At 31.0% G+C, this 15,566-nt stretch carries 19 protein-coding genes; 13 read left to right on the top strand and 6 right to left on the bottom strand.

The genetic code is table 11. The features are described from left to right. Positions 1–2: 2 nt before the first annotated feature. The 13 genes from LQ679_RS11035 (at position 3) to LQ679_RS10975 (ending at position 9,616) form a co-directional block, all read left to right on the top strand. Positions 3–353, top strand: a complete 351-nt coding sequence (locus tag LQ679_RS11035) for a hypothetical protein (RefSeq protein ID WP_037589628.1) — start codon at positions 3–5, stop codon at positions 351–353. A gap of 52 nt (positions 354–405) precedes the next feature. Continuing rightward, complete coding sequence (locus tag LQ679_RS11030; RefSeq protein ID WP_204253150.1) at positions 406–711, top strand: TM2 domain-containing protein; 306 nt, start codon at positions 406–408, stop codon at positions 709–711. 4 nt (positions 712–715) lie between these two features. Then, positions 716–1,396 carry a hypothetical protein gene (locus tag LQ679_RS11025; protein ID WP_239762805.1) on the top strand — a complete coding sequence of 227 codons (681 nt, stop codon included), beginning with the start codon at positions 716–718 and terminating at the stop codon, positions 1,394–1,396. Positions 1,397–1,634: 238 nt separating this feature from the next. After that, positions 1,635–1,805 (top strand): hypothetical protein, encoded by a 171-nt coding sequence (locus LQ679_RS11020; RefSeq protein WP_239762800.1) that lies wholly within the window; start codon positions 1,635–1,637, stop codon positions 1,803–1,805. A gap of 243 nt (positions 1,806–2,048) precedes the next feature. After that, positions 2,049–2,603 (top strand): hypothetical protein, encoded by a 555-nt coding sequence (locus LQ679_RS11015; RefSeq protein WP_239762796.1) that lies wholly within the window; start codon positions 2,049–2,051, stop codon positions 2,601–2,603. A 280-nt stretch (positions 2,604–2,883) separates the two neighbouring features. After that, positions 2,884–3,075 (top strand): hypothetical protein, encoded by a 192-nt coding sequence (locus tag LQ679_RS11010; RefSeq protein ID WP_196307744.1) that lies wholly within the window; start codon positions 2,884–2,886, stop codon positions 3,073–3,075. A gap of 731 nt (positions 3,076–3,806) precedes the next feature. Further along, positions 3,807–4,097 carry an LptF/LptG permease family protein gene (locus tag LQ679_RS11005; RefSeq protein ID WP_204188515.1) on the top strand — a complete coding sequence of 97 codons (291 nt, stop codon included), beginning with the start codon at positions 3,807–3,809 and terminating at the stop codon, positions 4,095–4,097. A gap of 154 nt (positions 4,098–4,251) precedes the next feature. Continuing rightward, positions 4,252–4,701 (top strand): hypothetical protein, encoded by a 450-nt coding sequence (locus LQ679_RS11000; protein ID WP_239739936.1) that lies wholly within the window; start codon positions 4,252–4,254, stop codon positions 4,699–4,701. 16 nt (positions 4,702–4,717) lie between these two features. Continuing rightward, entirely contained in the window at positions 4,718–5,629 is a 912-nt protein-coding gene (locus tag LQ679_RS10995; protein ID WP_239762793.1) for a hypothetical protein, read from the top strand. Positions 5,630–6,030: 401 nt separating this feature from the next. Next, on the top strand, positions 6,031–6,390 hold the full coding sequence (locus LQ679_RS10990; protein WP_239762790.1) for a hypothetical protein: 360 nt from the start codon (positions 6,031–6,033) through the stop codon (positions 6,388–6,390). A gap of 834 nt (positions 6,391–7,224) precedes the next feature. Beyond that, the gene (locus tag LQ679_RS10985) at positions 7,225–7,704 is read left to right on the top strand and encodes a GNAT family N-acetyltransferase (RefSeq protein WP_239762787.1); all 480 of its coding nucleotides are present in this window, start codon (positions 7,225–7,227) and stop codon (positions 7,702–7,704) included. 164 nt (positions 7,705–7,868) lie between these two features. Then, positions 7,869–8,723, top strand: a complete 855-nt coding sequence (locus LQ679_RS10980; protein WP_239762785.1) for an ABC transporter permease family protein — start codon at positions 7,869–7,871, stop codon at positions 8,721–8,723. Then, a complete protein-coding gene (locus LQ679_RS10975) occupies positions 8,720–9,616 on the top strand; it encodes an ABC transporter permease subunit (protein WP_239762781.1) in 897 nt (298 codons plus the stop codon). The genes LQ679_RS10980 and LQ679_RS10975 overlap by 4 nt, the downstream gene beginning before the upstream one ends. Before the next feature lie 429 nt (positions 9,617–10,045). Here LQ679_RS10975 and LQ679_RS10970 read toward each other — a convergent pair whose 3' ends face one another. Genes LQ679_RS10970 through LQ679_RS10945 form a run of 6 tightly spaced genes read right to left on the bottom strand, consistent with a single transcriptional unit; the run spans position 10,046 to position 15,364 of the window. After that, positions 10,046–10,675, bottom strand: coding sequence for an ABC transporter ATP-binding protein (locus LQ679_RS10970; RefSeq protein ID WP_239762778.1), 630 nt, complete (start codon positions 10,673–10,675; stop codon positions 10,046–10,048). After that, a complete protein-coding gene (locus LQ679_RS10965; protein WP_239762918.1) occupies positions 10,668–11,435 on the bottom strand; it encodes an ATP-binding cassette domain-containing protein in 768 nt (255 codons plus the stop codon). Before LQ679_RS10965 ends, LQ679_RS10970 begins: the two co-directional genes overlap by 8 nt. After that, on the bottom strand, positions 11,402–12,172 hold the full coding sequence (locus tag LQ679_RS10960; RefSeq protein ID WP_239762770.1) for an ABC transporter permease: 771 nt from the start codon (positions 12,170–12,172) through the stop codon (positions 11,402–11,404). Before LQ679_RS10960 ends, LQ679_RS10965 begins: the two co-directional genes overlap by 34 nt. After that, complete coding sequence (locus LQ679_RS10955; RefSeq protein WP_239762915.1) at positions 12,169–13,119, bottom strand: ABC transporter permease; 951 nt, start codon at positions 13,117–13,119, stop codon at positions 12,169–12,171. Before LQ679_RS10955 ends, LQ679_RS10960 begins: the two co-directional genes overlap by 4 nt. Continuing rightward, positions 13,119–14,675: an ABC transporter substrate-binding protein gene (locus LQ679_RS10950; RefSeq protein WP_239762767.1), complete on the bottom strand. Its 1,557-nt coding sequence runs from the start codon at positions 14,673–14,675 to the stop codon at positions 13,119–13,121. Before LQ679_RS10950 ends, LQ679_RS10955 begins: the two co-directional genes overlap by 1 nt. Beyond that, positions 14,675–15,364: a class I SAM-dependent methyltransferase gene (locus LQ679_RS10945; RefSeq protein ID WP_239762765.1), complete on the bottom strand. Its 690-nt coding sequence runs from the start codon at positions 15,362–15,364 to the stop codon at positions 14,675–14,677. Before LQ679_RS10945 ends, LQ679_RS10950 begins: the two co-directional genes overlap by 1 nt. Positions 15,365–15,566: the final 202 nt, after the last annotated feature.

The following is a 15,566-nucleotide window of genomic DNA, read 5'->3' as shown; positions in this document are numbered from 1 at the left end:
TTATGAAGAATTTATTAGGCGTTTGTCTTGTATTAGTTCTATTATTAGCAGCATGTGGAAAGAATGTAGATGGTACTTACTCAAATAAAGATTTTAGTATTACTGCAAATAGTGAGACTGGTGAAGCATCATTACATATGGATGCACTAGAATCAGGCGGACTATTTGGCATAGGTGCAAATGACGGAACCTTAGACGGAAAAGTCAATGCAGATGAAAAAGTCATGACATTTAAAATGGAAGACGGTCAAGATCTACAACTTAATTATAAAGTCAAAGGAGACAAACTCATCATCGATAGTCCAGTCGGATATGGTAACGGCGATGGAGAAGTAGAGTTGACTAAAGAATAAAAGTAAAAAATAAAAATAACGAAAAAAGTTATATAAATAAAGGAGAATAATTATGAATTTAGAAGAAAAAACTTATATAGAATCTCAAGTAGCAAACAAAGGTAAAAAAACAGGCATTGCTTATATTCTTTTAATACTTCTAGGAGGATTTGGTGCACACCGTTTCTATCTAGAAAAAACAGGTTCAGCTGTTGGTTTACTTCTATTAACACTACTCACTGGTTGGATGACATTTTTTATTCCATCTTTAATATGGATTATTGTCGATGCATGTTTAATACCTGGATATATAAATGAAAACAACGAAAAAATAAGGAGAGAAGCAACAAATGAAATTAAAACTATAAGAGGAAAATAAGAATATGAAAAAATTATTAAGTATTTGTTTAGGGGTAATTATTTTATTGGCTGCTTGTGGTTCTGATAGTAAAAGTGATGAAAAGTCTAAAGAAAATAACACTTCTAATTCACAACAAGAAAAGAAAAATAATTCGGAATCAAATAATAAAGTCAGCAGTATAGATGAAGAATACGAAAAGGAATGGCAAGAAGCAAATACAGTAGACTCATCTTCAGAAGACGATGAAGATGTAGATAAAGATGAAGATTTATATAAACATGAATATGATAAAAATTATGTAGTATCTAAGAAAGAAGAAGAACAATTGGAAAAATTGTTATATAAGAGTACGAATGCTTATGGAAAGATAACTGAAATTGACCACATATGGCAATACGGTGAAGAAGATAGACATTATCCAACGTTTGTAATTGATGGACAAAGCATTATGTATGACGGGCATTATAAAAATTTACTTGAAGATGATAGTAGTGAAGGATATCAAATTAAAAAAATTGATGATCAGTCTATTGAAGCTGTTATAGCAAAAACACCAGAATCAAAACTTCATGAAGTAAGTAACCCAGTACTTAAAAATAGTAAACTGATAATAACGTATATTGACGATAATACAATCAAAATTAAAAAAGATGACTACCCAGAAGAAACGTTACATGCATCTATTAATAATGACGGAGAATAAATGATACATTATTGCCTGGGAAATGACTCAAATGACTAAGATAGTAGCTTTCATATGATGATAAACAACCTGAACTTATTTACTGAAGTTCAGGTTGTTTTATTTTAACCTACTATAATTTGGAAAATTTAGGGTTTATTACAACATACTCTTTTTGCTAAAATAGTTATACATAATATAGATAACTTTATTCTTTTTATTTTAGGTAACTCACTCAAACAAAGGAGGGTTATTCAATATGAAGAAATTAATGGTCGTAACAAGTATTTTAGTACTATTATGTGCTGCGTGTAGTAGTGATAAAGAAAAATCAACTGCTCATCAAAAGGATGAAAGTACTAAAACTGAAAGTAAGCAGAATGATAGTTCTAAAAATGAGCGTACGCAAAAAGATAAAGATAACTCTTAGGCTGATTCACAAGAAAATGAAAATAACCAATCAAAGAATGAAAATAAAGCTCATGAAGATAAACCTAAACAAGTTGAAAATGTAAAATCAGATGTTAATGAAGTTTCAGATAAGACAAAGTTAGCTTTAGCCTTTTTTGCTGATAAAGATGGAGAATATATCGTAACGAAAGATGAAGTATTAACTGGTGTTTTTGAACAATTTTCTCAAGGTGAAAAACAAAAAAAGAAACTACATAAACTATTGTTAATAGAAGAAAAAAATATCCAAGACGCACCAAATGGTATGAAATTCTATACTGTATATCCAGCCAAAGGTAGCTTTGCAACTGTAGTTGGTTTGAGTAAAGATAAAATATATGTCGGTGGAACTCAAGCTGTATTAATATACAAAGATTTATTAAAAACAGGTAATGAATATAACCTTCAAGACTTATACGATAAAAATAAAAATTATACATCACTTGAAGAAGTCGCAAATAAAATTGAAATAAAGAAAGAACATCCAGACCATAAAACAATAGAAGCGTTTGAAGATCAAGAAAACCCAGGAACAGAAGCACACTTTAGATCACAAGTGTATGGCATGATTTCTGATTTTGAAGGAGAACCAATAGGAAAAAGTAAATATTTAATAGATATCGTGAGAAAGGACGATAACGGTAATTGGTACGTTAACTATCGTAATGAACACGGTGAAATACTTGGTACATACACAACGAAAGGCGAAGATATCGTAAAAAAAGATGCTGAAGGTAATATTATTGAGCAAAAACATATAGAAAATAGACATCAATAAACGGTAGAAATTTTTATGGAGGTACGTCATTGTGTTAAAGTTTGATAAAAAAAAGAATGGTTTTTTGAAGTGGTCTTTGTTCACTCTACAAATGATTTTATCAATATTTTTAGCAATTTTTGCATATAAACAAATGAATCAAGATCATTTAGATACTTCGTTTACTATCTTTACAGTACTTTTTTTAATCTTTGTATTTTGGAATACTAAACATTATCACACTGATTAAATAAAACAATAAATCTTAGTAGTCTAATTAAAAAAACAAGGAGGAACGATTATGAAAAAAGAGAACAGTTTAAATAATGATTTTACTATGGCAACGGTGTTAAATATTATTCTTCTATTCGCTATAATTTTTACAATGCCAATAGAAAGTTTAACTTTGTCTATCGTATTAGCTATAATAGCAGGAGTAAATGCGATATATTTACTTGTTAAAGTTTTAAAAATGAAAAATAAATATCAATAACCAACTACTCAAAAACACCCTAGTTCATTAGGGTGTTTTTTGAACTTATTTTTTTCTCTTAGGTGGACTATTTAATAAAAATAAAGAAACGATACTTACTGAAATCCCTAAACAGAAAGAATAAATAATAATCCCAAGAGTACTTTCTGGGTAAGGGAAAATATACCTAAACGTACAAATGATTAAAAATGAAATTAATCCTATTTTAAATATGTATATGATTTTATCCATATTCATCACCTATTCAAATCTACATTAATTAAAACTTCAATAAGACTCACAACATCAAAATACATCTTCTATTCCTTCTTATTTTTAGCCATCATTATAGTTGGTAATACTATACAAAAAATAAGAACAATTACAAAAACACCAACATTCATAAGAGTTCCTCCTCTATTCATTACTTTATTTATATATCGAAAAGTACTCTTAATTTTCATCCTCATTATTTGGAACAATTAAATTTAAAAGCCCTCTCTCATATAATCCGCCTTTTTCTACATTTTACAAATGTTTCTTTATTCATTTTTTATTTTATCAAACTACAGATTCATATTCTAATTTATGTCTAATAACAAAAGTATTTATAATATAAAAAGTTTCATTAAAAAAATATTCTAATATAAAAATAATCAAAAAATAAAGTATTGAGTGTAAAAAGACATCTATGGTAGCATTACATTGTAAAAAATCATTTAATATTTATATGTTATACAGGAGATGAAAAAATGAAAAAATTATTAATTCCTATACTATTGTTCGCCTTAATTTTATCAGCTTGTGGAAGTACAAAAGATAAAATTCAAGGTAATTGGGAGGATACTAAAAATGAAGGTTATCAAGTAGAAATAAAGGACAATGTTTTTGAAATTACACAAAGTGGTCTAACTTTAAAAGGTAAAATTGAAGAAGATAAAGATGGCAATTTAAAAGCGGATATTGATGGAGAAAAAGCTAAAGTAGATTATCAAGACGATAAGCTCATTATTGATAATATGAAGTTCAAAAAAATCGATTAGTGAAATGGAGATTATTGAATTGTTAATTGTGGATTTCTTTACAAATGATTTATATGGGTTTTATAACATCATTATTGTTCTTCTAATTATTATAGTAATACTTACTATAATAGCTTTTAAATTTTTGAAGTTTTTATACCAAATTAATAAAGAAATGGATTTCAATGAGAATGACGAACTTAATGAAACATTTAATGAACAATTTGAAGATGTGGAACCTCCTAGTGAATCAGCTGTTGATAAAAAAGTAGTGGAAGTATTAAGAGGGTACTCAGAAATTGATAGTCTTAAAGGGCTAAAAACTTTTAACGGATATGATGCTTATGATTTAGTAAAATCAATTAATGATTTTATATATAACAGTGATAAATTAGGAAATCAATTAAAAAATATCATTAATGACCCTATACCAATCGATTTAAACGTAAGTACACATTATTGTAACTGTGAAATAACCGATTTAAAATCCGGTGACTGTAAAGTAAGTATAAATTATACTAACTATTTTCAAATGAATGTAAACGATTTTTATTCTATCAATAGTTTTAATGACTTAGAAAAATATATTAAAGGCAATCTTATTTTGCATAGTGAAGCATATTAACATGGGGGACTTTAGGATGAAGAAAATATTAACAGTAATTGGATTATTAGTATTTACATTAGCTGGTTGCGGAAAGGCTACTGAGGAAAAAGAAGTCAAATTCAGCGATGTTATGAATGACAAAAAAGAGACTATTTCATACTTAGTGGAAAATAGTTCTGACGATTCAGCAGAGTTAGGAAAAGACTCTAAAATTACAAAATTCATAGTAAGTAAAGACGGTAAAATTGCAGTATATAGTGATTATAGCGATGAAGATTCTGATAGCTATGAGTATGCTACTGATGTAGGAAAAATGATAAAAATGGATGACGATAAAAAACTTGATTATATTAAAAAAATGGATAAAAAAAGCTTTAATGTAGAAAAAGATTATAAAATAAAGGAAACTAAAGATAAAATTGAATCTGTCGAAGATAGCCTAGATAATGCTAAAAAAAGAGCTAAAGAAGATGATTATGATCCTGAAAGATATGAAATTGAAGGCGTACCAGAAGTTGAATTTTACTCAAAACAACTTACTAATTTAACAAAGGAATTAAAGAAAATATCAAATATTAAATATAAAGAACCTACTTTTAATAAATTAAAAATAAATATAACAACTGATGGTTCAGGAAATAATACGAAATCCGAATTTATAAATATTGGTTCTCAAACATTTGATGAAGATAGCAAAAATGGTATTTATAGATATTCAAAGGAATCTTCTAAGAACTATGGAGTAAATTTATCAAACGTTGTTAGCCCTACTGAAATATATGACAAGAAAATAGCAGGATTAAGTAATATTGATTTAATTGAAGAAGATAATGATTATGATGAACCTGCATATAGTGACTATGAGTACCTAATAACAGAAGTTGGAGATAAAACACAAAAATTCAAATTAGATCAACCAGATGATAAAGGTGTTAAAGAAAAATAAATACTTCTAATAATCCTGAACACTGATAGTTGTGTTCAGGATATTTTTATAGGGATATGTCTTATGAGTAAATCCGAAAATTTTAAAAGATATTCTTTTTAAAATAGGTTTACACTTTTTAAGACTTATGGTTAATATAGGTAATATAGGAAAAAAAAGGAGAAAAAATATGAAATATTTCGACTTTACATTTAGTTTTAGCATATCAATGATTTTATATTTTGTAGCAGTAATGGTTGGTTTTCAGGAAGGTTATATAAGTTTATTACTATTTGCAATTCCAACTCTTTTATTAACGGTCTCATTGTTTATACTAGGAGGATATTATCGATTAGATGATAAAAATAAGTAGACTAACAAACTATTAAAAATTCAAAAATTTTATTTGGGTGTGGTACGAGATGGTCGAGTTATTGGTTGTAATGGGTATTATTTTAATCAATATCATTTATGATGTAATTGTCTATATGACGCATAATGATATTTCATATATGATACTCCTTATCTTATTTAGCTTAGGTTTATATTTAAGCTATCAAACTCATGAGAGTAAAAGACATAAAACACGAAGACAAAGGGTTAAAGAATTATACTTAAATATCATGATAATCATGAGTATATCTTTAGGTGATATTCTGTTAGATGCAGCTGGTTGGGCAAATATTTATACAACGATAATTTATTATTTTGTCATAGTTGGCGTTATTATTCTTTATGTAAATAGAAGAAATGCTCAAATACACGATAGGCGTGACAAATAACATTATAAATTTTAATAGAAAATGTAAGTTAGTAGATATTAAAAATGAACAAAAAAAGAAGACAAGATAGGATAGACATAGAAATAAAAGTTTTCAACTTAATGTCAGCAATACTTAGTCTAATAAGTACTATCCTAAATCTTATCTAATCATAACATAACACGAGGTGATCAATATGAAAAGTACCATGTTTTATTTCTACACATCTATAGTACTTTTAATAGCAAGTATTATAGTACTAGGCTTAACAATATACAACATTATCAAATAATTAACTTAATAACACTATTAACAAATTCTATACTTATATTTAGGTGATACAAGATGGTCGAGATATTGGTTGTACTGGGGATTATTTTGATCAATGTTATATATGATGTAATTGTCTATATGACGCATAATGATATTTCATATATGATATGTTTATTTGCCTACAGTGTTGGTATATATTTAAGATATCAATTTCATGAGAGTCAAATTCATATAACACGAAGACAAAAGATTAAAGAGTTATTTATAAACCTCTCAATATACATGAGTATGACTTTAGGTTTTATCCTGCTAAACACAGTTGGTTGGGCAAATATTTATACAATGCTTATCTATTGTTTTGTTGTAATTGGCGTTATTATTCTTTATATAAATAGAAGAAATACTCAAGTACGCAAAAGCCGTGACAAATAACGTCACGGCTTTTTTGTGGTCTTGATATTTAGATATTTCAACTAATAATTGGGCAAAATGATTGGGTTCATATATAATAAGTCCTAATATTATTTCAAATAAATTAACCTAATATAGTTCTGATTATGCCCAAAACGAAGGAGTTATTTTATGATTATTCGAGAGATGAAAAAAGAAGATAATGCAAAAGTAAAAGAAATTATACAAAATTCATTAGAATCACTTGGTCTTGCGATTCCTGGGTCAGCTTATTATGATCCTCAACTTAATGATCTTCATCAATATTATGCGAATTTAAACCATGCGAACTATTGGGTAGCTGAAATTGACGGAGAAATTGTTGGTGGCGTTGGAATAGCACCGTTTAACGAACATGATAAAATTTGCGAATTACAAAAGTTATATTTAATTCCAAAAGCACAAGGACTAGGACTTTCTAAGAAACTTATGGAAACAGCACTATCCTTTGCCTTTGAACATTATGAACAATGTTATTTAGAAACAATGCATGAATTAAAAGCAGCATGTATCCTATATGAGAAATTTGGATTTACGCTGTTAAACGAACCACTCCCAGGTTCAGACCACTCCGCTATGGATGCGTGGTATATAAAGTCTAAAGAAGATTAGTAAAAGCCATGACAAATTACGTCGTGGCTTTTATTAATTCTCTTCTCAGCAACAATACTTTCTATACACCCTTGTCATTACCTTCAAAAATATGTAAATTAAATATAAGTATCATTTTACACTAGAAGTAATACATATTATTTTAGAAAGTAGGTAAATGCCTTATGAGAAAATTATTCAATTTCATCATGACGATTATTGCGTTCTTATTATTAGCGTGTTTACCAGCTTTATTTGATGATCAACGTTTTAGTTTCTTGAATTATCTTAATGCATTGAAGTCGACGTTTTTATACATATTTCATCCTCAAGATATTATATTTACAAATAAAATATCACATGTTGAACGTAGTTTATTTCCATTCTTTATTGAACCTTGGATAAATACTATTGTGATTTTGTTTGCTGCGCTATTGTTAGCTTTTATCGTATCTTTATTATTTACATACATTCTATATGTTAATGATCATATTAAAAAATGGTATTTAAAAATTAATACAGTTCTATCTATTATTCCGGATATTTTTTACATACCTTTTTCTATTTCATTGGTGATATTATTTTATCGATATACAGATATTCTATTGTTTAATGTAGCGAATAGTTCCGAAGATAAAGCTTTAATATTCCCTATTTTGGTGCTATCGATTATACCTTTAGTGAGTAGTGTGACATTTTTAAGTAGTATTCTAGATGATGTATCTCGTGCAGATTATATTGAATTTTCTAGAGCGAAAGGTTTATCAAATATAGAGTTATATTTTAAACACATATTAAGGAATTTGTTTGCATCATATCTAATCAATTTTAAACACATTATTTGGATCACGCTTTCAAGTTTATTACTTTTGGAAAGAATCTTTAACATGCACGGTTTGTCATCATTTATATTTGATTATGGCTCTCCAGAAGTATTATTTGTCACGTTTATATTGATTTATGTACCTGTATCTCTCGCCATATTTATGAGTCATAAAGTATTATTTGCCTTCACTGGCGTACGGGGAGGGTTATCATGAAGAAATTTTATATACTATTAACGTTACTTATCTTACCTACGCTAGTTGGTGTGATTTATTTTGATTTACTCAACATCACGCCTAAACCTATGAACTTTCTATACAATTCTAATGGGGATATTATGAAAAGTTCTCCATTTGCACCTAGCTTTAAAGCATTGTTTGGTGTGGATGCCGCTTCTAAAAACATGTTATTTGAAGTGTTATCTGGATATCGTATCACTTTACTGATTATTATCGTCATATCAAGTTTATCGGTTCTTTGTTCAATTGTAATTGGAACTTATTTAGCATTTAATCGGAAGACAACAAGTATTTACAGTGTCTTTTCTAATGCTTTATTTTATATTCCACAATCTATATTGGCGTATATCTTATTGCAACCTTTGCTATATGAAACAATAGATGGCTTTACAACTACTATGCAATTTAGAATGACTTACACTATCACTATTCTGACAATCTTAATGATACCGACAACAACTATGCTGATAAAAGAATCAACCCAATATATATTAAATCAAGATTATATCGAAGCTGCATATACCATTAGTCCTAACGATAAGCATATATTTATCAAACATGTATTACCTAACATACAAACTCAATATTTGATCATATTTTTGAGAATATGTTTTCAAACTTTACTCGTCATGACTCATCTAGCCTTCTTCAAAATATTCTTCGGAGGTACGAAGGTTTGCTATGGACCCGCATGCGAAATAATAGAGCGACCAAGCATCAATGACTTAAGCAGTTTATTAGGCTTTCACTCTAATGAGCTAACAACAAACTGGTGGACATTCTACGCACCATTAGTTGGCATATTATATATATTTATCATTATTAATTTGATGTCGAATGAATTGAAGAGATCAATACTTAAATATTAAAAAGCCGAGACGACGGATGTCTCGGCTTTTAACTATATTACTGGGTTGTATGAAATTGGCGCACGATATTTTTGCAGTCTTCGTGCGATATGGCCTGATTTGACCCCTAACTGCACGATATCTCTCAGTCTTCGTGCGATACGACCTGTTTTCACCCCTTAGCGCACGATATCTCTCAGTCTTCGTGCGCTACAGCCCTATTTGACCCCCAACTGCACGATATCTTTCAGTCTTCGTGCGATACTGCCTGATTTCACCCCTTAACGCACGATATCTCTCAGTCTTCGTGCGATACGACCTGTTTTCACCCCATAACGCACGATATCTCTCAGTCTTCGTGCGATACAGCCCTTTTTGACCCCCAACTGCACGATATCTCTCAGTCTTCGTGCGCCCATACCTATCTTATAACATCTACTTAAGTACCAACTATTCCCCACCTAACTTAAGTTCCATTCCTTCAAATGAATTCAGTACGTATGGATCGTGAGATATGATGATAAGCTGCACTTGTTCTAATGTCTTTAACATTTGGATAATGGTTTCTTCACTCATAACGTCTAAGTTCGTCGTGGCTTCGTCTAATATAAGTACTTCAGGTTCTACGATTAAAGCTTTTGCTATCCATACTCGCTGGAATTGCCCGCCACTTAATGTACTAATGCGCTGCTTCAAAATACTTTTAGGTAGTAAACATCGCTCCAGTACGGTTTCAATTTTATGCCCATAATCCTCTTTATCAACACGATAATTTCTCAGTGGCTCTCTTAAAATATATTCAACTGTCTTACGTGGATTTAATGTATCTCGTTGATATTGTGGTACATATTGAATCGTCTTCATCCACTGTTTAAGAGGTATGCTTTCTTGCGGTCGATGATTAAACTTGATTGAACCTGTATAGTTTGAATCTAATCCTGCTATCATTTTAGCGAGCGTTGATTTCCCGCTTCCGCTCTTCCCACTAATCAATAAATTCTGACCTTCAATAGTAAGCGACAATCCATTTAATATATGCCGATGATTAATCGTTTTAGTTAAGTTCTCTACTTCAAGCATACGCTTCTCTCCTACGTGCGATAGACATTAACTTTCTAGCATACTCATGCTTCGGATGATTTAACAACGTTTCTTTATCGCCACTCTCAATGATTTGACCGTCCTTCATAATACTAATATGTGTCGCATATGCTTTTACTAAATTAATATCATGTGTCACAAAGATGACTGTCATTTCATTTTGTCGATACATATCGCCTAAGTATTGCATTAAGTTGTGACAGTTTTCTTTGTCTAGTGCCGTTGTAGGTTCATCAAGTATTAAACACTTCGGACGTCTTATAAGTGCCATAATAAACGCTACTCTTTGTGCCATACCACCACTCAGTTCAAACGGATAACAATTCCATAACGCCTCACCATTTTCTAAACCAAATACTTTCATCATCTTTAGAATTTCTTCGTACTGTTCTTCAGCTGATAATTTAGACTGACTAGCCTCAAATAAATATTTAAACTGTTTCGCCAAAGTTATATTTTGAAACATGTTACTGTGCACATCTTGGAATACTGCATCCGTCTTATTTAAATCAATATCAATATTTCCCAGGTAATGAAGTTTACGGTGTTTCATATTTAATATCGTCCTTGTCAGCAATGATTTGCCACTACCACTCTCACCAATTATGCAATGAAAATCACCTTGATTAACCGATAGTGAAATAGATTGAATTAACGGATGATCTCCGTCAAAAATACTCACATCTTGAACATTTAAAATGCGATTTACTGAGTTATTTTTTTGTTCAACATTTGAAATAATAATGCATAACCTCCTATCAACATACCTGGGAAGAAGAATAGCCACGGTGCACTGTTAAAATAACCTTTGCCATCAAATAATATCGTTCCAAGTTCTGGTATAGGTGGCTTAATGCCTAAACCAAGAAACGCTAAACCTGAAATACTTAAAATAATTTTACCGATATCTGCAGTTATCAAAGCCAATATATTACTCATTAAATGTGGCAGTGTATGAGTAATGGTCGTTTGTGCGGTTGAATTACCACTTAACACCGCATAAGAAATAAACGGGCGCTTTTGAATGTCACGTGTTAAATTTCTAAAGTAACGTAAATAGCGCCCTACCCATGCAATTGTTAACGCCAATATAAGGCCAACTGTTGAATTGCTAATTAAACTTAAGACGACGAGCGCGATAATAAAGCTTGGAATCGCTAAAATCATATCTGCGATAAACATGAGTGCTTTATCCATCCACTTTCTCTCGATACCAGCAATCATGCCAAGTGTTAATCCAATACTTACACTTATAATCATCACAACTGCTGATAAAGATAACGTAACTCCCGAACCTAGCATTAACCTATTTAAGAGATCTCTACCTAATTGATCGGTGCCTAAGAAATGTTTAAGGCTCGGTGATTGTAGTGGTGCATCCGTTTCACTGCCGTGCATTTGAACATAAATACCGCATAGTATGAGAACACCTACTGCTAGACTAACCGCTATTATTTTTAATCGTTTATTCGTCATGATGAACGCCTCTTTTCACGAGACATTACGCGCTGCATATGTAATCTCGGTTCACTTTTCAAAATAATTAAATCTCCCCAATAATTAATCAACATAATAAAGACCATAATAATCACAACAATACCTTGAATTAATGGATAATCACGTTGATTAATGGCGGTAATCAGCAACTTACCGATACCTGACATACTAAATATCACTTCTAATATAACGGCTTTACCGATTAAGTGAATCATACTATTCACTGATATCGTCATTAATGGCGCAAATATTTCTTTTATTTGTATATAAATACGTGCACGTAACTTCACTTTTCTTAATATTGTAAGTTGATATGCATCGCTTTCTAACGTTTGTTCAATGAGATGTGCGGTCATTAATAACACATGACACCCTTCAATTATGACGATTGTTATAATCGGTAATAGAAAATGTTGCCAAGAATCACTGCCTACAAATGGCACTAATCGCCAACGCACGCCTGCATAATAAATGAGTAAGATCGCTATCCAATACTCGGGCATGGACGTCATAACTTGAGCAAATCCACGAATTACTCGAGCATATTTTGTTTCTGCATGTGACCCGATAATATATCCAATAGAATAGCCAAACAATAATAATATACAGGCTGATACAGATATTAATATCAATGTTGGACTTAATGACGCTAAGATGACATCTGTAACAGGTTCGTTTGAACTGAATGTATATCCAAGATGTCCCGTTAGTGCATGACCAAGCCAGTCTATATATCTCAAGAATATATTTTGTCCTAGTCCTAATTTATGCTCCGCTAATTCGATATGCTCTTGTGTAATTGTCGTGTAACCATGCCGTTGTAAATAAAGTATGGCCGGATTACCTGCTGTCTTCTCAACTAACACATAGATGATAAACGAACTGATTACTAAATAAGATAGTAATTTCAGTGTTCGCTTTATAATCATTGTTCATTCACTTTCAACGATTTATAGTCAACTGGTGCATCTGTTAATCCTGTGAATTTAAATGATTTAACTTTATCACTTACGACAAATGTTTCATTTGGATAAGCAATCGGCACACCAAAATATTGTTGATTAAAATGTTTAAAGATATCATCAAATGCGCGTTGTTGTTCATCTCTTGAAATCTTCGTTGTATAATCATCTAATTGTTTTGTTAAAGTATCATCGTTTGCTAACACACCAGACTTACCGTCAACATTTTCGAATACTGAACTCATAAAGTTATAAGGCATTAATGCATCAGAATATGTTCTATAGAAGATTAAGTCATAATCTTTTTTCGTCCATAATGTATCGTAATAAGTTTGTGCATCTAACGTTTTAATATTTACTTTAATGCCGGCTTTCTTCAAATCTTGTTGTACTTGTTCAGACTTATCTTTCCAGTTCGGGAACTCTGCCGTTTGGATAACTAAATTCAATGATAAGACTTTGCCGTCTTTTTCAAACATGCCGTCACTATTTTTAATATATCCTTCATCTTTTAATAACTTTTCAGCAGATTTAACATCGTATTCATGTGTTTGTTGATTATCATCATTTACAAATTGAACATTTTTCTGGAATATACCTTTCATTTCTTTATCAGATAAAGCTTTCGTATTAATGCTTTTGCTGATTGCTTCACGTATCGCACGTTCTTTCAATACTTTATGATTCGGGTTAAATGCCATAAAGTGACTGACAGTACTCGGTTTATCTTCAATCGTTAATGATTTATTCTTTTTATCTTCTTTAATTTGTTGGTCTGTCAGCATACCTAAAGCACCGCCTGATATATCTACAGTGCCACTTTGAACTGCTGAATTTCTAGAATCGCCATCTTCAATTGTTTGAAACGCTAAGTTGTATTTAACAGGATGCTCGTTGTTGAAATGTTTATTCGGTTTCAATGTTGTCTTTTCTTTACCATTCTTATCAACGACAAATGCACCTGTACCAATTGCTTCTTTGAACTTACCGTCAACTTTTTCACCTTCAACAGCATGTGGACTCATCATACGTAATGGACGTACTTGCGTTAATTCGTTCAATACTTGGTTAGATGGTGACTTTAATTTAATTTGCACGGTATGGTCATCTTTCACCACGACTTGATCTAATTTCTTTAATGTTTCAACTGTCGAATCTTTATTGATTGCTTTTGCACGTTCAATCGAGAACTTCACTGCTTCAGCATTAAAAGGAGAACCATCCGAAAATTTAATATCCTTCTTCAAATGAAATTCATAAACTTTACCTTCATTATCTACTTCCCATTTTTCAGCTAATCCTGCTGTTACGCCTTTGTCTTTATCATACTTTACTAAAGGTTCATAAACTGCACTATAAACAGGCATTGCTGCTTCATATCCTTGTGCATCTAACTTATCTGCTTTCGCTTCTGTTGGTAGTGATAACGTCACTTGCTTACTATCTTTCTGTTCATTAGAACATCCCGCTAATGTCAGTAAAGCACTTGCTGACAATACCATTAATAACCGCTTCTTCATTACTTCGTGCCTTCTTTCAATGTTGCTTTTACTAAAAATGATTCATGGAATAATGTTTGTAAATAATCATTTGGTGATAAATAAAAGTCATTATAATGTGTTAAATCAATCACTTCAGGAACAGGTTCCTTAATAACAGCGACTTCAAATCCTTCAGCTACAAAGCTATCTACAATATGTTTTAATGAATGATTTTGAGACGGTGTCGCACCGTATTTGTTTATCACGTCTTCCATAAATTGCTGACTCGGATTGTTTGTTAAATCTGAGAATGTCGCATAATAGACGCCATTGGGTTTAAGTACAGCTTTCAAATCACGTGCATGTTGAGGTATGTCCTCAATTAAATAAAGTACAGATGTACTAATTGCTGTGTCATAAGTTCTGTTAGTATCTTGAGGTTTATCTGTTAACACATATTCCAATGGGCGATTGCCTTTTAATTCTTTCGCTTTCTCAAGTGATAACTTCGCTAAATCCATTCCTACGCCATATTCAAATGAAATCGTGTCATATAATCTACGTAGAAAGCCACCTTGATTACATCCGAAATCTAATATCGTCTTACCTTTAACATCAGCTTCATCCATCAATTGAATCGTTCTATCCCATCCATCAACATGATCATTTGCCATGTCATCATCTGTTTCTTGTCCCTTCTGCCACCATACATCGTATTCTTTCACCATTTATATTCCCTCAACTTCCTAAATCGTAATATTTACGTTTTATATGTTATATCAAGTATTTAAGAAAAGCAATAAGAATTTTGTGGAGGTATGGGGTGGAAGTAGTACGTTAAAATACACAAATAAATCCAGATACAAATAAGCTGAGACACGTTGAATGTCTCAGCTTATTTAGTAGTATAAACGCACGATATCTTTGGAG

Origin of the sequence: Mammaliicoccus sp. I-M35 (genome assembly GCF_022386455.1) — a bacterium.
In the GTDB taxonomy this organism is placed as follows: domain Bacteria; phylum Bacillota; class Bacilli; order Staphylococcales; family Staphylococcaceae; genus Mammaliicoccus; species Mammaliicoccus sciuri_A.
The sequence above is the reverse complement of the archived record's forward strand: the minus strand, read 5'-3'. Positions and strand labels throughout refer to the sequence as shown.

What these genes read in the sequence shown, in the direction of transcription:
- LQ679_RS11035 (WP_037589628.1), top strand. Translation starts at nt 3, where the DNA reads ATGAAGAATTTATTAGGCGTTTGTCTTGTATTAGTTCTATTATTAGCA.
- LQ679_RS11030 (WP_204253150.1), top strand. Translation starts at nt 406, where the DNA reads ATGAATTTAGAAGAAAAAACTTATATAGAATCTCAAGTAGCAAACAAA.
- LQ679_RS11025 (WP_239762805.1), top strand. Translation starts at nt 716, where the DNA reads ATGAAAAAATTATTAAGTATTTGTTTAGGGGTAATTATTTTATTGGCT.
- LQ679_RS11020 (WP_239762800.1), top strand. Translation starts at nt 1,635, where the DNA reads ATGAAGAAATTAATGGTCGTAACAAGTATTTTAGTACTATTATGTGCT.
- LQ679_RS11010 (WP_196307744.1), top strand. Translation starts at nt 2,884, where the DNA reads ATGAAAAAAGAGAACAGTTTAAATAATGATTTTACTATGGCAACGGTG.
- LQ679_RS11005 (WP_204188515.1), top strand. Translation starts at nt 3,807, where the DNA reads ATGAAAAAATTATTAATTCCTATACTATTGTTCGCCTTAATTTTATCA.
- LQ679_RS11000 (WP_239739936.1), top strand. Translation starts at nt 4,252, where the DNA reads ATGGATTTCAATGAGAATGACGAACTTAATGAAACATTTAATGAACAA.
- LQ679_RS10995 (WP_239762793.1), top strand. Translation starts at nt 4,718, where the DNA reads ATGAAGAAAATATTAACAGTAATTGGATTATTAGTATTTACATTAGCT.
- LQ679_RS10990 (WP_239762790.1), top strand. Translation starts at nt 6,031, where the DNA reads ATGGTCGAGTTATTGGTTGTAATGGGTATTATTTTAATCAATATCATT.
- LQ679_RS10985 (WP_239762787.1), top strand. Translation starts at nt 7,225, where the DNA reads ATGATTATTCGAGAGATGAAAAAAGAAGATAATGCAAAAGTAAAAGAA.
- LQ679_RS10980 (WP_239762785.1), top strand. Translation starts at nt 7,869, where the DNA reads ATGAGAAAATTATTCAATTTCATCATGACGATTATTGCGTTCTTATTA.
- LQ679_RS10975 (WP_239762781.1), top strand. Translation starts at nt 8,720, where the DNA reads ATGAAGAAATTTTATATACTATTAACGTTACTTATCTTACCTACGCTA.
- LQ679_RS10970 (WP_239762778.1), bottom strand. Translation starts at nt 10,675, where the DNA reads ATGCTTGAAGTAGAGAACTTAACTAAAACGATTAATCATCGGCATATA.
- LQ679_RS10960 (WP_239762770.1), bottom strand. Translation starts at nt 12,172, where the DNA reads ATGACGAATAAACGATTAAAAATAATAGCGGTTAGTCTAGCAGTAGGT.
- LQ679_RS10950 (WP_239762767.1), bottom strand. Translation starts at nt 14,675, where the DNA reads ATGAAGAAGCGGTTATTAATGGTATTGTCAGCAAGTGCTTTACTGACA.
- LQ679_RS10945 (WP_239762765.1), bottom strand. Translation starts at nt 15,364, where the DNA reads ATGGTGAAAGAATACGATGTATGGTGGCAGAAGGGACAAGAAACAGAT.